Annotated in this window: 11 protein-coding genes and 2 tRNA genes; 4 read left to right on the forward strand and 9 right to left on the reverse strand. The window is 43.6% G+C overall.

Annotated features, from left to right (window positions below; translation table 11 throughout):
* Positions 1 to 155: 155 nt before the first annotated feature.
* The 4 genes from KTR06_RS15025 to KTR06_RS15040 form a co-directional block, all read right to left on the reverse strand.
* A tRNA-Glu gene (locus KTR06_RS15025) sits at positions 156 to 227 on the reverse strand.
* 67 nt (positions 228 to 294) lie between these two features.
* Positions 295 to 381 (reverse strand) — tRNA-Ser (locus KTR06_RS15030).
* Positions 382 to 810: 429 nt separating this feature from the next.
* On the reverse strand, positions 811 to 2,238 hold the full coding sequence (locus KTR06_RS15035; RefSeq protein ID WP_192498820.1) for a hypothetical protein: 1,428 nt from the start codon (positions 2,236 to 2,238) through the stop codon (positions 811 to 813).
* Positions 2,213 to 3,787, reverse strand: a complete 1,575-nt coding sequence (locus KTR06_RS15040; RefSeq protein WP_032842191.1) for an AAA family ATPase — start codon at positions 3,785 to 3,787, stop codon at positions 2,213 to 2,215. Before KTR06_RS15040 ends, KTR06_RS15035 begins: the two co-directional genes overlap by 26 nt.
* Positions 3,788 to 4,000: 213 nt before the next feature.
* On the opposite strand from KTR06_RS15040, the gene KTR06_RS15045 reads away from it, so the two are divergent.
* From KTR06_RS15045 to KTR06_RS15055, 3 genes are all read left to right on the forward strand, one after another.
* Complete coding sequence (locus tag KTR06_RS15045; protein WP_004316335.1) at positions 4,001 to 4,447, forward strand: hypothetical protein; 447 nt, start codon at positions 4,001 to 4,003, stop codon at positions 4,445 to 4,447.
* A gap of 354 nt (positions 4,448 to 4,801) precedes the next feature.
* Positions 4,802 to 6,466, forward strand: coding sequence for a putative transporter (locus KTR06_RS15050; protein WP_008022070.1), 1,665 nt, complete (start codon positions 4,802 to 4,804; stop codon positions 6,464 to 6,466).
* A gap of 65 nt (positions 6,467 to 6,531) precedes the next feature.
* Entirely contained in the window at positions 6,532 to 8,526 is a 1,995-nt protein-coding gene (locus KTR06_RS15055) for a fructose-bisphosphatase class III (RefSeq protein ID WP_008775961.1), read from the forward strand.
* Between the two features lie 199 nt (positions 8,527 to 8,725).
* On the opposite strand, the gene KTR06_RS15060 is transcribed toward KTR06_RS15055, so the two are convergent.
* The 5 genes from KTR06_RS15060 to KTR06_RS15080 form a co-directional block, all read right to left on the reverse strand.
* Positions 8,726 to 9,874 carry an LA_2272 family surface repeat-containing protein gene (locus KTR06_RS15060; RefSeq protein WP_217290520.1) on the reverse strand — a complete coding sequence of 383 codons (1,149 nt, stop codon included), beginning with the start codon at positions 9,872 to 9,874 and terminating at the stop codon, positions 8,726 to 8,728.
* 54 nt (positions 9,875 to 9,928) lie between these two features.
* On the reverse strand, positions 9,929 to 11,587 hold the full coding sequence (locus KTR06_RS15065; RefSeq protein WP_008022073.1) for an AMP-binding protein: 1,659 nt from the start codon (positions 11,585 to 11,587) through the stop codon (positions 9,929 to 9,931).
* A 422-nt stretch (positions 11,588 to 12,009) separates the two neighbouring features.
* The gene (locus KTR06_RS15070) at positions 12,010 to 13,080 is read right to left on the reverse strand and encodes a GDP-L-fucose synthase (protein ID WP_008022074.1); all 1,071 of its coding nucleotides are present in this window, start codon (positions 13,078 to 13,080) and stop codon (positions 12,010 to 12,012) included.
* Positions 13,081 to 13,177: 97 nt separating this feature from the next.
* Positions 13,178 to 14,248: a GDP-mannose 4,6-dehydratase gene (gene gmd / locus KTR06_RS15075; protein ID WP_004316341.1), complete on the reverse strand. Its 1,071-nt coding sequence runs from the start codon at positions 14,246 to 14,248 to the stop codon at positions 13,178 to 13,180.
* Between the two features lie 84 nt (positions 14,249 to 14,332).
* Positions 14,333 to 15,511 (reverse strand): dicarboxylate/amino acid:cation symporter, encoded by a 1,179-nt coding sequence (locus KTR06_RS15080; RefSeq protein WP_217290521.1) that lies wholly within the window; start codon positions 15,509 to 15,511, stop codon positions 14,333 to 14,335.
* A 109-nt stretch (positions 15,512 to 15,620) separates the two neighbouring features.
* Between KTR06_RS15080 and gnd the strand changes: the two genes are divergently transcribed.
* Complete coding sequence (gene gnd, locus KTR06_RS15085; protein WP_117683730.1) at positions 15,621 to 17,096, forward strand: decarboxylating NADP(+)-dependent phosphogluconate dehydrogenase; 1,476 nt, start codon at positions 15,621 to 15,623, stop codon at positions 17,094 to 17,096.
* Positions 17,097 to 17,167: the final 71 nt, after the last annotated feature.

Consider the following 17,167-nt stretch of genomic DNA (forward strand, 5'->3'; position numbering starts at 1 on the left):
TCATGATGCAAAAATAAGAATTTTAACGCAATCCCCCAAGGTTTCAGACTGAGCCGAAAATACCTCTTTATATCGCTTAAAAACGATATTTTGAGATAAATATAAGGCAATAAAAAAGCTCCTTACTTGTTGGTAAGAGGCCGATAATCAGATAGTAGTGGGTACGAGAATCGAACTCGTATTACATGCGTGAGAGGCATGTGTCCTAACCGTTAGACGAACCCACCGGAGTTTGATAGATTAAAAAGAGCCAAGTCTTTAAAACTTAGCTCTTTTTTATTTTGAGATTTTTTGCGGAAGCTGGGGGATTCGAACCCCCGGTACCCTTACGAGTACGTCAGTTTAGCAAACTGGTGGTTTCAGCCACTCACCCAAACTTCCTTGAACCCGCATTCTCTCTCAAATGCGGTGCAAATATAGGGGGAACTTTTGGACTACGCAAATCTTTTAGCAAGATTTTTTTTACCTGTTTTTTGTAAAATGAGATAACCTGCTATGTTTCAAATGTTAAACGGAAGAATTTTTTTTCGAAAGCTTTTAATTTTTATCGATGGAATGGGAACTTGAAACATATTGACGCTATCCGCTTATTATAGTGACGGTATCTTCATGGGATAGGGTAAACATCCGGATGGGATAGTGACGGTATATTTGACGTAAGAAAAGGACATAAAAAAAGGCTATCTATCCCAGACAGCCAATCTTTTTGTTAACCTTAAATCTAATACTATGAAAAACACAGTACAAATATACGGACTTCTGTCAACTTTGCAAATAAAACAAGAAAAAAGAGATGTTTTATAACATTGATTAAATATTTGATTCTTCAATTCTATTTTTATTAAGACTTTCGGCGTTTTGAATGCTATATTCCCAATATTTATCACATAATTTCAGATAGCTGGTCTCGGCACTCTTGCCACCTAAAGAAATAGCGTACATTTTTGTCTGTTTCGCTTTTGCGTGTTCGATGGTTCGGGATAGTAGTTGATCGACAGGACGCATCTCAAAGTCCGATACGGTAATAATGTCCGCTTCCATATATCCTTCTTCGCTGATCTTTCGCAAAGCATGTGTAATAACAGGTTCCATATCAGTTCCGCCATGAAAGGATTGGCATAAGAAATCGACCAGGCGATCGAAACTGCTGCCTAAATCTGTGATTTCAATGCACTCGATATCATCGGAAAACAGGATGACGTAACATTTTCGGTGTTGCACTTCCGTCAGTTCGGCAATGGCAAGTAGGGTGGATTTCGCGATTCTTTCCCGTTCGCCTGCCATGGAACCGGAAGTGTCCAGACAAACAATGAAAGGACCTTCGGCTTCTTCGGAAACTTCGTTCCCTATTGTTTTCTTGTCGTTGATGGTTTGCTTTTCGTGTGATTGATAGTCGATGACTTGCAATCTCTTCTCAATGAAACGCTCAAAGAAAATGGGTTGCAGACTTTTTTCGGCCAGATAGCAATATTCCAAGGGAAGAAGGCTGTTTAAGTCGTTTCCTTCGCAAATACCTGTAATATCGCTTCGGGTGGCATGAGATATAATTTGTTCCCGATGAATACCGGCAGTCATTTTGAAACGTTTCCGGCTGCTTTGGTGTTTCTTGCCCAAGATTTCTACCAGTTCACGGATAACGGGATTTCGTTTGATCGTTTCTTCGTATTCTAAAATCTGTTCTGCTATCTGTTTATGGTTGCGGAGTAACCAGACGAGGCGTGAGCCGCCACGCACCGGAAGGTTTTTGGCAAGTGATAGCTGAAGACGGTAGAAATCATCACAAAGCCGCTCGATATGTTCCATCTGATAGTTGAACTCGTTGTTCGAGAGCAGTGTGTGCCATTTGTCGAAGAAGAGAGTCCGCAACGCTTTCCATTCTTTAGAGCGCGGGCTGATTGCGTCAAAACGCTGGAGGTAGTATTTTACGTTGAGGTCTACCAGGTGATATTTCATCGAGAACGGGTAGGCGCTGTTTTTCAGGAATTGGAGAAACTTGGTGTCGGATGCTTCATCCATTTCATGAAAGTATTCCCATTGCGACGCGTAGTGGGAGTAGAAATCTTGCAGGGAGGGTTGCGTGTGACGAAAATACCGGTGAATATCCGCATCCAGTTCTTCGGGACGGATAATCAGGTTGTGCAGTTGTTCGTCGTACACATCGTAGGCTATTCCCTGTAATTTCTCATAATAAATGTCTTGCAGGTGTTTGAGCCTAATACTCTCTGTTCTCTTGTTCATGGGCATGAGCGATGATGCGGAGTTCGTTCCGGTAATTCTCTATGATATGTGCAGTCTCTCCTAAAATTCGTTTGATCTTGCTTTTTTGCGATGAGCTTAAGAAAAGATGCTCCTTTGTATATGCTGTTTCCCGTTCGGAGATTGTTTTATATTCCACTTCCATTTGATGCAGCAAGTCGATCACTTCCTGCAATGTAAATTCGAACGGAGTGTTGCCATCCTGTTGTGCAGGCAAAGGATCACAATTGTCATAACATAGTAACGGATATTCCTGATTGTTGACGAAAACTGACCGTCTTCCTTTTCGGAGGGAATAGATATTCTTTTGCGCGATATTTCTGTTCTTTACAAAATCGTAGGCTTTCAGGATTTTGTTGACCGGACGGAATTTATCCTGTTGGATATAAAATAGCCGGTTGCTGTCTTTCTTCAAAGACTGGTAATCGGAAGCAAAAATGAGTAGATTTCCGGCAATGTGATAACCTTCTATGCGATGATAGAAGGTGTCTACTACCTGAATTCCCGGATCGCTAAGTTCACGCAGGCTGTGTTCGGACTTCATGTTTTCTTTCAGTGTGTCCAGTTTTTGTTCCAGCCGTTTTTCTCCTAACAGATAGGTGTTGATGCCTCGTGCTATCGACTGTTCTACAATCTCTTCTATAATGGGGAGCTGCGAAATTTCATCCCATAGGCAGGCGCTCATCAACAGGCAGTCGGAGAAATGAATTCCCGGAGATTCATTTAGATAGGCTGATGTGCGGAGCAGACCTACTATTTTCTTCCAGCGGCGGTCGGATACATAGATGGGAGGGGTGTTTTCATCCCGTCCTGTGTTATATTGTTCAATTTCTCGTTTGATATTGTGAATCAGCTCGAAGATAGTATAGTGAATACCTACTTTTTCGCTTTCAGCTTGTATCTGGTTGTATAATTCATCGTTCACCTGGAGTTTTTCCGGGATTTCAGGTTCTATCTCCCGTGTAGAAGAAATCATCTGATCGAACGCATATTCCTGTTCGATACATCCGACAAACTGACGGATCAGGAAACGGTCGTATAAGGCTTCCAGTCCTTCACCTTTTGCCGGCAGTTCGTTGGAAGCGGCAATTAATGCTTTCAGGGGTACACGCACCGTAAATTGTCCGTTGCGGTATATCTTTTCATTGATTACCGTCAAAAGGGAATTTTGGATAGCAGGGCCGGCCTTCCATATTTCATCCAGAAAGACGATTGATGCTGTCGGCAGGTATCCTTTTGTGATGCGTTCGTACGTATCTTCATCCTTCAATTTTGAAATGGAGACGGGGCCGAATATTTCGTCCGGTGTACTGAAGCGGGACATCAGATACTCAAAAGCATCTGCGTCTTTAAATGCCAGTTTGAGCCTGCGTGCTACCAAACTTTTAGCTACTCCCGGAGGGCCCAGCAGAAAGATACTTTCCCCTGCCATGGCGGATAGTAAAGACAGTGCGATGGTATGCTCTTTTTCGAATACTCCCTCATTGAGGGACTTCAATAATTGGGTGATATGTGATTTGATAGACTTCATGCGACGGATAATTTCATGTGTTGTTAGTGGGAGGCAAAGATACAAGAATTCTTTGAAATAGACTTCACCGGAGGGATTTACTCCTAGATTTAGGCAATTTCCTCCCGATAAGTAGGAGTTTTCAGTTTCATGGGGAAAATTCATTCTCTACTTTTGTTCTATCGAAAGATAAATGATATATAATAATTAGAGAACCATTAAAAATAAAGGAATATGAAAACGAGCACATTTAAATACTTCGGTTTGGCGTTGATGGCTATATTGATGGTAAGTTTTACCTCTTGCGAAGTGGAAATAGATAGTTTCTATGATGATGATAATAATGGTGCAGGGTACTATAACCGTTCGGCTGATTTATGTAGCCGTACCTGGGTTAGTTTCTACCGCGACATGGACGGTAACTATTGCCGTCAGGAACTGGACTTCTTTTTAGACCGTACCGGAATCGACTATATACGGGTGGAATATCCTAATGGAGCAGTCGATCAATATGAATATAATTTCCGTTGGAGTTGGGAAAATTATGCACAGACTTCCATTCGTATGTCATACGGACCGAATGATGTTTCATACCTGGATGATGTATATATCGGTGGAAACAGATTGAGCGGTTATCTGGACGGACGAAATAACTTTGTGGAGTTTCAAGGGAAAAGATGAGACGTGAAGCAAGATGAAGCGTGAAGCAGGAAGAAATAAGAAAAGGTTAAGAAATTAGGAGAGATAAAGAAATTAGAAAAAGATAAAGAAATAGGTAAGCGTAAAGGAAGAAACAGGTAAAAAAGCATCGTTGGAAGGATAACAAGATGCGGGTAAAAAGAGAAAGGATAAGATTGTTAAGATAGAAATATAATAGGTATTAAGAACAAAATAACAGGTAACAGTGTGAAAGGGTAATCAATAAGATTTCAGGATATATGAATCAGGGTATAATTGGGGCGCGAAATGAAAGCTTAAAAGTTTTGAACCGGACTAAATAGTTTTTATCTTTGCGCCCTATTAGTTTTTATATACATGGAGTGGTTATATAGTCTATTCATCGAACATTCTGCCTTACAGGCTGTTGTGGTACTTTCACTGATTTCTGCCATTGGTTTGGGCTTGGGAAGAGTGCATTTCTGGGGAGTTTCCCTGGGAGTCACTTTTGTTTTTTTCGCGGGTATCCTGGCCGGCCATCTCGGGCTTTCGGTCGATCCGCAGATGTTAAACTACGCAGAAAGTTTCGGACTGGTCATTTTCGTTTATTCCCTTGGGCTACAAGTCGGTCCCGGTTTTTTTAGCTCTTTCCGTAAAGGAGGGGTAACGTTGAATATGTTGGCGTTGGGAGTAGTTCTACTGGGAACGTTGTTGACGGTGGTGGCTAGTTATGCAACGGGTGTCTCTCTTCCTGATATGGTGGGCATCCTTTGTGGAGCAACGACAAACACTCCGGCATTGGGAGCTGCGCAACAAACTCTGAAACAGATGGGAATAAACAGCAGTACGCCTGCTTTAGGATGTGCGGTGGCCTATCCGATGGGAGTAGTCGGCGTAATCCTTGCCGTTTTATTAATCCGCAAAGTATTGGTCCGCAAAGAAGACTTGGAGATAAAAGAGAAAGACGATGCGAACAAAACTTATATTGCAGCGTTTCAAGTACACAATCCTGCTATTTTCAATAAAAGTATCAAGGATATAGCTCGTATGAGTTACCCAAAGTTTGTCATATCCCGTTTGTGGCGTGACGGACATGTCAGTATTCCGACTTCAGACAAGATTTTGAAAGAAGGCGACCGTCTGCTGGTGATAACTGCGGAAAAAGACGCTTTGGCCCTGACAGTGCTTTTTGGTGAACAGGAAAATACGGATTGGAATAAAGAGGACATTGACTGGAATGCGATTGACAGCGAATTGATCTCGCAGCGTATCGTTGTTACCCGTCCCGAACTGAATGGTAAGAAACTCGGTGCACTCCGGTTGAGAAACCATTACGGTATTAACATCAGCCGTGTTTACCGGTCGGGGGTGCAACTGCTTGCTACTCCGGGATTGATACTTCAGTTGGGCGACCGCCTGACAGTAGTGGGCGAGGCTGCTGCTATCCAGAATGTGGAGAAAGTATTGGGAAATGCCGTGAAAAGCCTGAAAGAACCCAATCTGGTTGTTATATTTATCGGTATCGTGCTTGGTTTGGCACTGGGGGCTATTCCTTTCTCTTTTCCGGGTGTCAGTACTCCTGTGAAGTTGGGATTAGCGGGCGGACCGATCATTGTCGGTATCCTTCTGGGTACTTTTGGACCACGGATACACATGATTACCTATACCACCCGTAGCGCGAACCTGATGTTGCGTGCCTTGGGACTTTCCATGTACCTTGCCTGTCTGGGACTGGATGCGGGAGCTCACTTTTTCGATACCGTATTCCGTCCGGAAGGCTTATTATGGATTGGTTTGGGAGCCGGATTGACTATCATTCCAACAGTGTTGGTTGGATTCGTGGCCTTCAAGATGATGAAGATCGATTTCGGTTCTGTATCCGGTATGTTGTGCGGAAGTATGGCAAATCCGATGGCACTGAACTATGTAAACGATACAATCCCCGGCGACAACCCATCCGTAGCCTATGCGACTGTTTATCCGCTATGTATGTTCTTGCGGGTAATTATCGCCCAAGTGTTGTTGATGTTCTTGTTAAATTGAGAATGGTACATTGCTGAATCGTAATTAGTAACTAGTAAATTGTAAATAGTAAAATAGTAAATAAAATGACTGCTCAAAGTAACATAACTCCTGAAAGCATTGTGGGCGATCTCCGTTACCTGCAACTGCTTTCCCGAAGTTTTCCTACGATTGCCGATGCTAGTACGGAAATAATCAATCTGGAGGCTATCTTAAATCTACCTAAAGGGACAGAGCATTTCCTGACTGACATTCATGGAGAATACGAGGCTTTTCAGCACGTACTGAAAAATGCTTCAGGTGCGGTAAAACGTAAAGTAAATGAAATATTCGGCAACACTCTCCGCGAGGCTGAAAAGAAAGAAATCTGCACGTTGATTTACTATCCCGAAGAGAAACTTCAATTAGTGAAAGCCCGTGAAAAGGACCTGGATGATTGGTATCTGATTACCCTGAACCAACTGGTGAAGGTCTGTCAGAATGTATCTTCCAAATATACCCGTTCGAAGGTTCGTAAATCGCTGCCTGCCGAGTTCTCTTATATTATTCAGGAATTATTGCACGAATCGTCCATCGAGCCGAACAAGCATGCTTATATCAATGTAATTATCAGCACGATTATCACTACCAAGCGTGCCGACGATTTCATTATCGCTATGTGCAATCTGATTCAGCGTCTGACTATTGACTCTCTTCATATCGTAGGCGATATTTACGACCGTGGCCCTGGCGCGCATATCATCATGGATACGTTGTGCAATTACCATAACTTCGATATTCAATGGGGAAATCATGATATTCTCTGGATGGGTGCAGCTTCCGGTAACGATAGTTGTATTGCCAACGTGATACGTATGTCCATGCGCTACGGCAACCTGGGCACGCTTGAAGACGGATACGGAATCAATCTGCTTCCATTGGCTACTTTTGCAATGGATACGTATGCCGATGATCCTTGCACCATCTTCATGCCGAAGATGAATTTTGCCGACGCTCATTATAATGAGAAGACTCTGCGCTTGATCACTCAAATGCATAAAGCCATTACCATTATCCAGTTTAAGCTGGAAGCCGAAATCATCGACCGTCGTCCGGAGTTCGGGATGACCAACCGCAAACTGCTGGAGAAGATTGATTTTGAGCGTGGCGTCTTTGTATACGAAGGAAAAGAATACGCTTTGCGCGATACCAACTTCCCGACCGTAGATCCTGCCGACCCTTACCGGTTGACGGAAGAAGAACGCGAATTGGTAGAAAAGATTCATTATTCATTTATGAATAGTGAAAAGCTGAAGAAACACATGCGTTGCCTGTTTACCTATGGCGGAATGTATCTGGTTTCAAATTCGAATCTTCTTTATCACGCTTCTGTTCCTCTGAATGAGGATGGCAGCTTTAAGCATGTCAAAATACGTGGTAAGGAATATTGGGGGCGTAAATTGCTGGATAAAGCCGATCAACTGATTCGTACTGCGTACTTCGATGAAGAAGGGGAGGAGGATAAGGAATTTGCTATGGATTACATTTGGTATATGTGGTGTGGTCCGGAAGCTCCCTTGTTCGATAAGGATAAGATGGCGACTTTTGAGCGTTATTTCGTAGAGGATAAAGAATTGCATAAAGAGAAGAAAGGTTATTATTATACATTGCGTAACCGGGAAGATGTCTGCGATCAGATTTTGGCAGAGTTTGGAGCTTCCGGTCCTCACTCGCATATCATCAACGGTCATGTGCCTGTGAAAACGATTCAGGGAGAACAGCCAATGAAAGCTAATGGCAAGCTTTTCGTTATTGATGGCGGATTCTCAAAAGCTTATCAGCCGGAAACGGGAATTGCGGGATATACGCTTGTTTATCATTCTCACGGTATGCAGCTTGTACAGCACGAACCTTTCCAGTCTCGCCAGAAAGCTATCGAAGAGGGACTTGATATCAAATCTACCAACTTTGTCCTGGAATTCAATTCGCAACGGATGATGGTGAAAGATACCGATAAAGGAAAAGAACTGGTGACTCAAATACAGGATTTGAAGAAATTGCTCGTTGCTTATCGTACCGGTCTGATAAAAGAAAAGGTATAATTAGTAATCAGTATGCTCAAAGTTGCACGTTTCTGAATTTATTCACCACAGAGGACGCAGAGGACACAGAGTTTTTTTCTTTCTACAAGTAAAACAGAGCGATAAATACGATTCTAAATACATGAGACTCTGTGTTACTCTATAGTGAATAAAAAATAGTAAACCTCTGTGTCCTCTGCGTCCTCTGTGGTGAATAAGTTTAGAAAAGAACAATACCCGCTTCGATAATAGCTCCCTTATCGTAATTGCTCGATTTATTATAGAATCTGGTTACCCCATATCCACCTGTTGCAAAGATGCCGAACTTCCTGGTAAATTGATATTCCAGATTTGCACGTGCCTGCAATGCGTACAGGCGTTTCGGGATGACCTCATCTTTGTTATCAAAAGCCTCGATATGCTGGTATCCGAGGTCTCCGCTGATGGATAACCCTTTGTAAAGGGGGAAAGACAGACCGGCACGATAGGATGCGCTGGCCGAAAACTTATCATTCAATCCCTGATACATGGAACCCACTCCCAATATGGTATAAAACAACTGGTTCTTGAATCGTACCCCGATATTGGCAGGCGTTGCATTTCCACCGTATATCATCATTTGCACTTTTGTGTCAGGATTTGCATTCACCAAACCAAGTTGGAAACCTTTCATATCTTCTTTGTAGTAATTGACAAGACCAATTTGAAGTCCGCGCGCTTTCGTTGCGTAGTTGCATAATGCTACTTGTACTCCATTCAGCTTTGATGCGGTTATATTGGCAATTCCTGCTATCTGCAAACCGTTCATGTGTTCGCCTACTACATTTAAAAGTCCCGAAGCCATCAGACCACCGAAGCTCTGTCCGGTTATATTTGCTATTCCGGAAAAGTGTAAGCCCGAAGCCATATTGCCCGTCACATTCATGAAACCACTAATCATTAACCCCGAGTTGTTGTCTCCTCCGATGCTCGTTAGCCCGGATATGACTACTCCCTGTGCTTTGTCGCCGGTGATATTTACCAATCCGGCAGCAGAAAGCCCTACGGTGTTATCGCCGCTGATATTACTGATACCAGCCAGTTGAACGCCCCTCATAGTACCCCCTGCCAAGTTGGCTAATCCGGTGATTTGTACTCCGTTCATGTCACCATGAACCACGCTTCCCAATGCGTTGATACCCACACCGTTCAGACGGTTCATGGTAGACAGGAGGCCGATGTTTACATAGGTCGTCTGTGTACTGTCATGCGGTTGCGTGCATATATCTTTCCAGATGGATATATTGATCCCTGCACTCTTGTTCTGTGCCGGTAAAGAAACGGCAGCCATTAGTATAGCTGCCGTAAGTATTGTTTTCTTTATCTTCATTCCTTTCTCTTTTTCGGTTTAAGTTATATCTTTCTCTATGCAGCTGATAATCTATCAGCCTTTTGCTTCCTGATACAAATAACGCTTGATGCTCTTCTTCGGTGTCTTTTCAAATTCTTCCGGATAGATTTTCATCTTGGATATTTGGCTGTATGCCGGTAACATAGTGTTCAGTGTCACGCGGTTTTCTTCCATTACTTGTTCGATGTCTTCAGTCTTCAGGCCGTGAGCGAACGCATCGTCAAAGTCGGGATAAACAAGTCCGACAAGTTTCTCGTTTTGCTGAACGATAATGCTTTCAGCCACGTATGGCAGGTTGTTCAATTTATCTTCAATTTCTTCCGGATAGATATTCTGTCCGCTGGAGCTCAATAACAGGTTCTTGCTGCGTCCTTTGATTGTAACATTACCTTCTTCATCCATCAAAGCCAAGTCGCCGGTATGCAACCAACCGTCCTTGTCGATGACTTCTTGAGTGGCTTCTTCGTTTTTGTAATAGCCCAGCATCACATTCGGGCCCTTACATACAATTTCACCAACAATATTTTCGGGATCAGATGACAATACCCGTACATCCATCCGTGGCACAGCCTTTCCGCAAGACCCCGGTTTGAACTTTCTCCAATCTTCGTAGCAGATAATCGGGCCACATTCCGTCATTCCATATCCAACCGTATAAGGGAAATCAATCATTTTCAAGAATTGTTCCACTTCTTGATTGAACGCTGCACCTCCTACGATGACTGCCTTGAAGTTTCCGCCAAATGCCTTAATCATCTCTTCGCGCACTGTTGCCTTTATCTTGTCATTGATAATAGGCACTTTCAGCAATATCTTCATCGCCGGAGTTTCCAACTTCGGAAGTACGCTTTTCTTGATTATCTTTTCGATGATGAGTGGTACGGCAACAATCAGACTGGGTTTCACTTCTTCAAAAGCCTGGAAGATAATCTTAGGGCTTGGCATACGGGTGAGGAAGTAGATGTGGCAACCTACGGAGAACTCATAAAGGAATTCAAAAGCCAATCCGTACATGTGTGCCATAGGAAGCATGGAAACGATTTTATCTCCGGCTTCCAGTTCCAACACTTCAAAAGCAAATTTGGTATTCGACCACAGACTGCGGTAGGGGAGCATTACTCCTTTGGAATAACTCGTTGTTCCCGAAGTATAATTGATAACTGCCAGTTCTTCCGGTTCGTCTTTGTGATAAGCGACATGCTCTTTACGGAAATTCTTCGGATATTTTTTGCCGAACATTTCGTTCAGATGTTCGCGTGCATACGTGAGTCGTTCGCTGCGTGACACTAATAGGGTGAAGTCGTTCATCATCAGGATACCTTCCAGTAGCGGCATTGCCGACTCGTTCAGGTTTTCCCATACCATATCTCCTACAAGCAGTAATTTAGCTTCGGAGTGGTTGACGATATTATGCACGTTATCTGCTTTAAATTCATGGAGAATAGGTACAATAACGGCTCCATACGTCAGTGTGGCAAGGAAAGTAACTCCCCAGTGAGAGCTGTTTCTTCCACAAACGGCAATCTTGTCTCCTTTGCGGATTCCGCTTTCTTCAAAGATGATATGGAGTTTCTCGATTTTACGAGCTACGTCTTTATACTGTAAAGTTGCACCTTTATAATCGGTCAGGGCATCCAGGTCCCAATTATTCTTGATACTATTCTCAATATAGGCTATAAAACTTTGTTCCATTGTTTTTTGCACATTTGGTATTAAATTGTGCAAATATAGCAATTATATTAAGAATGAAGAATTAAGAGTGAAAATTTTTTGGAAATGGAGGAGAGAGTAGTGGGGGAATTTGTGTGGCGATACGTTATAAATACAATGGATGAGGCTTATAATTGAATGAATGGTGCTTATGGTTGAATAAATGATGCTTAGTTGGATGAAGGCTTATCACAAAAGGGATTAACTTATAATAAAATAGATTGACTCGTAGTATAAAAAAGATTATGCTCATAGCTCAACAGATTATGCTTATAGCTAATTGGATTATCATTATAGCAAAACTGATTATCATTATAGCTAATTTAATTATCATTATAGCTAAAAAAAATATGCTATTAGCAAAAAACATTCAGCTAATAGCATATTTACAGTAACTTCATTTCTTATTTCAAGTACCATTCGTACATTCTTTGTACGCCTTCCTCGATTTCAATTTTGTGGTGCCAGCCCAGTGCATGCAGTTTTGAAGGATCGGTTAGCTTGCGCATTGTGCCGTCCGGTTTGCTGCTGTCGAAGGTCAGTTTACCTTGATAGCCAACTGTTTCAACGATCCGTTCGGCCAGTTGGCGGATGGTGATTTCCTTACCGGTTCCGATGTTGATATGGCAGTTGCGGATATCTTTGCTACCTTCTTTATAGGTATCTTTAAAGTCCACATGTTCCATAACGAAGACACTGGCATCCGCCATTTCTTCGCTCCAGAGGAATTCGCGGAGAGGAGTACCTGTGCCCCAGAGAGTGACCTCTGTTTCGCTGATTCCGTATTTTTTCAGAATAGCCAGAATGTCCTCTTTTGAGCTGTCGCCGTTGACACCTTCCACCGGACGCTGGTTCATATCCTTGCGTACAGCTTCCCAGTTTCCTTCTTTCAGACAGTGTGCCAAATGAATCTTGCGAATCATGGCAGGCAATACATGGCTGCGTTCCAAATCGAAATTATCATTCGGTCCGTAAAGGTTTGTCGGCATCACGGCGATGTAGTTCGTTCCATATTGCAGGTTGAAGCTCTCGCACATTTTCAGTCCGGCAATTTTAGCGATTGCATACGGCTCGTTGGTATATTCCAACGGTGAAGTAAGCAATACATCTTCCTTCATCGGCTGTTCGGCATCGCGTGGATAAATACACGTACTACCGAGGAAGAGCAGCTTTTTCACATTGTGACGGAAACTCTCTCCGATAATGTTCTGTTGAATCTGCAGATTCTTGTATATAAAATCGGCACGGTAGATGCTGTTCGCCATGATACCACCCACAAAGGCAGCGGCAAGGAATACATATTCCGGCTGTTCTTCATCGAAGAATTTACGGACCGCCATTCCATCCAGTAAGTCAAGCTCTTTGTGCGTGCGGCCTATCAGATTGGTGTATCCTTTATCCTGCAAATTCTTCCAGATAGCAGATCCCACAAGTCCGCGGTGTCCTGCTACATATATCTTTGCATTCTTTTCCATTCTATCTTTTATTATTTTCACCACAGATTAACACAGATTATAGATATAAAAAAATTCTGTGGAAATCTGTGTTAATCTGTAGTGAAATGAAATTCATTTAATGTTTGGTAGCAATCATCCGCTTCACCTTTTCCATATCGTGGCGAACCATGATACTTACCAGTTCTTCGAATGATGTTTTGCATGGATCCCATCCTAACAATGTTTTTGCTTTAGTCGGGTCACCCAGCAGTTGTTCCACCTCTGACGGACGGAAATATTTAGGATCAACCTCTACCAAAGACTTTCCGGTAGCTACGTCGATACCTTTCTCATTCACGCCTTCACCTTCCCAACGAAGTTCGATGCCTGCTTCCTTGAATGCCAGCGTTGCGAATTCGCGTACTGTGTGCATTTCTCCGGTAGCAATTACGAAATCTTCGGGAACGTCATGTTGCAGGATCAGCCACATACATTCGATGTAATCCTTGGCATATCCCCAGTCGCGACGTGCATCCAGATTACCCAGATACAGTTTGTCCTGTTCGCCCTGTGCGATACGTGCGGCAGCAAGCGAAATTTTACGGGTAACGAATGTCTCGCCACGGCGTTCACTCTCGTGATTGAACAAGATTCCGTTTACGGCAAACATACCATAGCTTTCGCGGTAGTTTTTAGTAATCCAGAAACCATATTGTTTGGCTACCCCATACGGAGAACGGGGATAGAATGGAGTTGTCTCTTTTTGTGGAACTTCCTGCACCTTACCGAACAATTCGGAAGTAGAAGCCTGATAGATGCGGGTTTTCTTTTCCAGTCCCAGGATGCGTACCGCTTCGAGCATACGCAACGTACCGATAGCATCCGCTTCGGCCGTGTATTCCGGAACGTCGAATGAAACCTTCACGTGGCTTTGAGCAGCGAGATTGTAGATTTCATCCGGTTGCACCTGTTGAATAATACGAATTAACGAACTAGAATCTGTCATATCCCCATAATGCAGATTGATCGTACGTTTCTGTTTCATGTCGCGCACCCACTCGTCAAAATACAAATGTTCAATACGTCCTGTATTGAACGAAGAAGAACGACGGAGTATACCGTGTACTTCGTAACCTTTTTGCAATAGAAATTCGGCAAGATAAGAACCATCCTGCCCGGTGATGCCTGAAATTAGGGCTTTTTTCATACGCTATTATTTAATATAATTGAAAATGTGGGTGCAAATGTCGGCATTTTTTGTGAGCCAGCCAAGCTACTACCCAATTATTTTTCAGCACAGTCTTTCAGCACGGTTTTTCCCCATTATTTTGTCGATAATCAAAGCGATAGCTCCGTCGCCCGTCACGTTGCAGGCTGTGCCGAAACTGTCCATTGCGATGTAAAGCGCAATCATTAAAGCCTGTGCCGATTCGTCGAAGCCGAGCATGGATTGAAGAATTCCCAGAGAGGCCATGATAGCTCCGCCCGGAACCCCCGGAGCGGCTATCATTGTGATGCCCAGCATGAAGATAAATCCGGCAAACAAGGGGAAGTCGAACGGTATTCCCTGCATCATCATCAATGCCAGTGCGCAGGCTACGATTTTCAGTGTGCTGCCCGACAGATGAATGGTGGCGCAGAGCGGAATCACGAAACCGGCCACTTCGGCAGATACCCCGTTCTTTTTGGTTTGTTCCAGCGTTACAGGGATGGTGGCTGCCGAAGACTGTGTGCCCAATGCCGTGAAGTAAGCCGGCAGCATTTTATTAAGTAATTTAAACGGGTTTTTGTGTACAAACAGTGCCGCGATGGAATACTGAAAAACTAACAGGAAGATGTGAAGAGCAAAGATGACTCCGATAATTTTAATAAACACCATCAGGATGGAATATACTTGTCCCGAATGTGTCATGTTGAGGAATATGCCAAAGATATAAAGTGGCAGCAAAGGCAGAATGACTGCGCTAATCATTCGTACGATAATTTCCTGAAAATCACGTGCCACGTTTTTCAATGCGTCGCTGTTCAGTGACGCCAGTCCCAAGCCCAAGGTGAAAGCCAATACCAAGGCTGTCATGACGTTCATCAGCGGTGTGATGGAGACGGAGAAGTAGGGGAGGATTCCTTGTGCTTCGCTCACTTCTTCAAGCGGCGCTCCCGGTTCGATGAGTGACGGAAATACGATGACTCCTGTGAAGTAGGAGAGGAATCCCGAAAACAGGGTGGCGAAATAAGCAATCAGAGCCGTCACGAGCAGCATTTTTCCTGCACCTTTTCCGATGTCGGCAATAGCCACCGTTACCAGTCCGACGATAATCAGCGGGATAGAGAAATTGAGAAACTCGCTGAAAATGCCGTTGAAAGTAACGAATATTCGCACTAGCGGAGCCGGGAAAAAAGTGCCGATGGCAATACCCAAAATGATGGCAATTACGATGCGTGCCAACAAACCGATTTTGATCTTCTTCATCCTTGATTTTATTTGTAGGCCACAAAAATAATATTTTAATCTAAAATATTGCGAACAAATGTGCATTTCAACTGTTACTAAGATAAAGAATATTCAAAATATATAAGTTATGGCAAATCAGAATAAAACAGATATCGGACTTATCGGCTTGGCTGTGATGGGCGAGAATCTTGCTTTAAACATGGAGAGTAAGGGGTGGCATGTATCGGTATATAACCGTACAGTTCCCGGAGTAGAGGAAGGAGTGGTAGATCGCTTTATGAATGGTCGTGCAAAAGGTAAAAACATCGAAGGATTCACAGATATAAAAGCATTTGTAGATTCGATAGCTATTCCCCGTAAGATAATGATGATGGTTCGTGCCGGAAGTCCGGTTGACGAACTGATGGATCAGCTGTTCCCGTTGCTTTCACCGGGAGACATTCTTATTGATGGCGGTAACTCCAATTACGAAGATACCAACCGTCGCGTCAAACTGGCGGAGTCGAAAGGATTTCTCTTCGTCGGTAGCGGAGTGTCAGGCGGTGAAGAAGGAGCCTTGAATGGAGCTTCTATCATGCCCGGCGGTTCGGAGAAAGCATGGCCGGAAGTGAAACCGATCCTTCAAAGCATTGCGGCAAAAGCACCGGACGGAACTCCCTGTTGCCAATGGGTAGGCCCTGCCGGATCGGGTCATTTTGTGAAGATGATTCATAACGGTATCGAATACGGTGATATGCAGTTGATCGCCGAAGCCTATTGGGTGATGAAAAAGTTGCTGGATCTGACCAATGAGGAAATGGCTGATGTCTTTGCCCGTTGGAACGAAGGCAAACTACGCAGCTACCTGATCGAAATCACCGCCAACATCCTGCGGCATAAAGACAAATCCGGAGGGTATCTGATTGATAAAATCTTGGATGCGGCCGGACAGAAAGGAACCGGCAAATGGTCGGTCATCAACGCTATGGAACTCGGCATGCCATTGGGATTGATCGCCACGGCGGTATTCGAACGAAGTCTTTCTGCACAGAAAGACTTGCGTCATCAGGCTTCCAGACAATATCAGTGTCAACATACACAACCTATATATAATAAGGTGGAACTCGTAAAGAATATATTTTCTGCTCTTTATGCTTCCAAACTCGTCTCTTATGCCCAGGGATTCGCCGTGTTGCAACGTGCTTCCGACGCTTTCGACTGGCATCTCGACCTGGCTTCCATTGCCCGTATGTGGCGTGGAGGATGCATCATCCGCAGTATATTCCTGAACGACATTGCTGCCGCCTTCGAAGCCACCGACAAGCCTAAACACTTGTTGTTGGCTCCTTATTTTAAAGAAGAAATGAAAACATTGCTTCCCGGATGGAAGAATCTGGTGGCGGAAGCCATGAAAGAAGAACTTCCTGTTCCTGCTTTCTCTTCTGCGCTGAACTATTTCTATTCGCTCACATCTGCCGATCTGCCCGCCAATCTTGTGCAGGCACAACGCGATTATTTCGGCGCGCACACTTTCGAGCGCAAAGACGAGTTGCGTGGACAGTTCTTCCACGAGAACTGGACAGGTCACGGAGGAGATACGAAATCGGGTACATATAATGTTTAAATAGAAAACAGTTTTGAAATGATAAATGGGAATTTGAAATGATAAATGGGAATTTAGCGGTTTAATGGGAA

The organism is Bacteroides sp. MSK.20.12 (genome assembly GCF_019052435.1).
Lineage (GTDB): Bacteria > Bacteroidota > Bacteroidia > Bacteroidales > Bacteroidaceae > Bacteroides > Bacteroides xylanisolvens.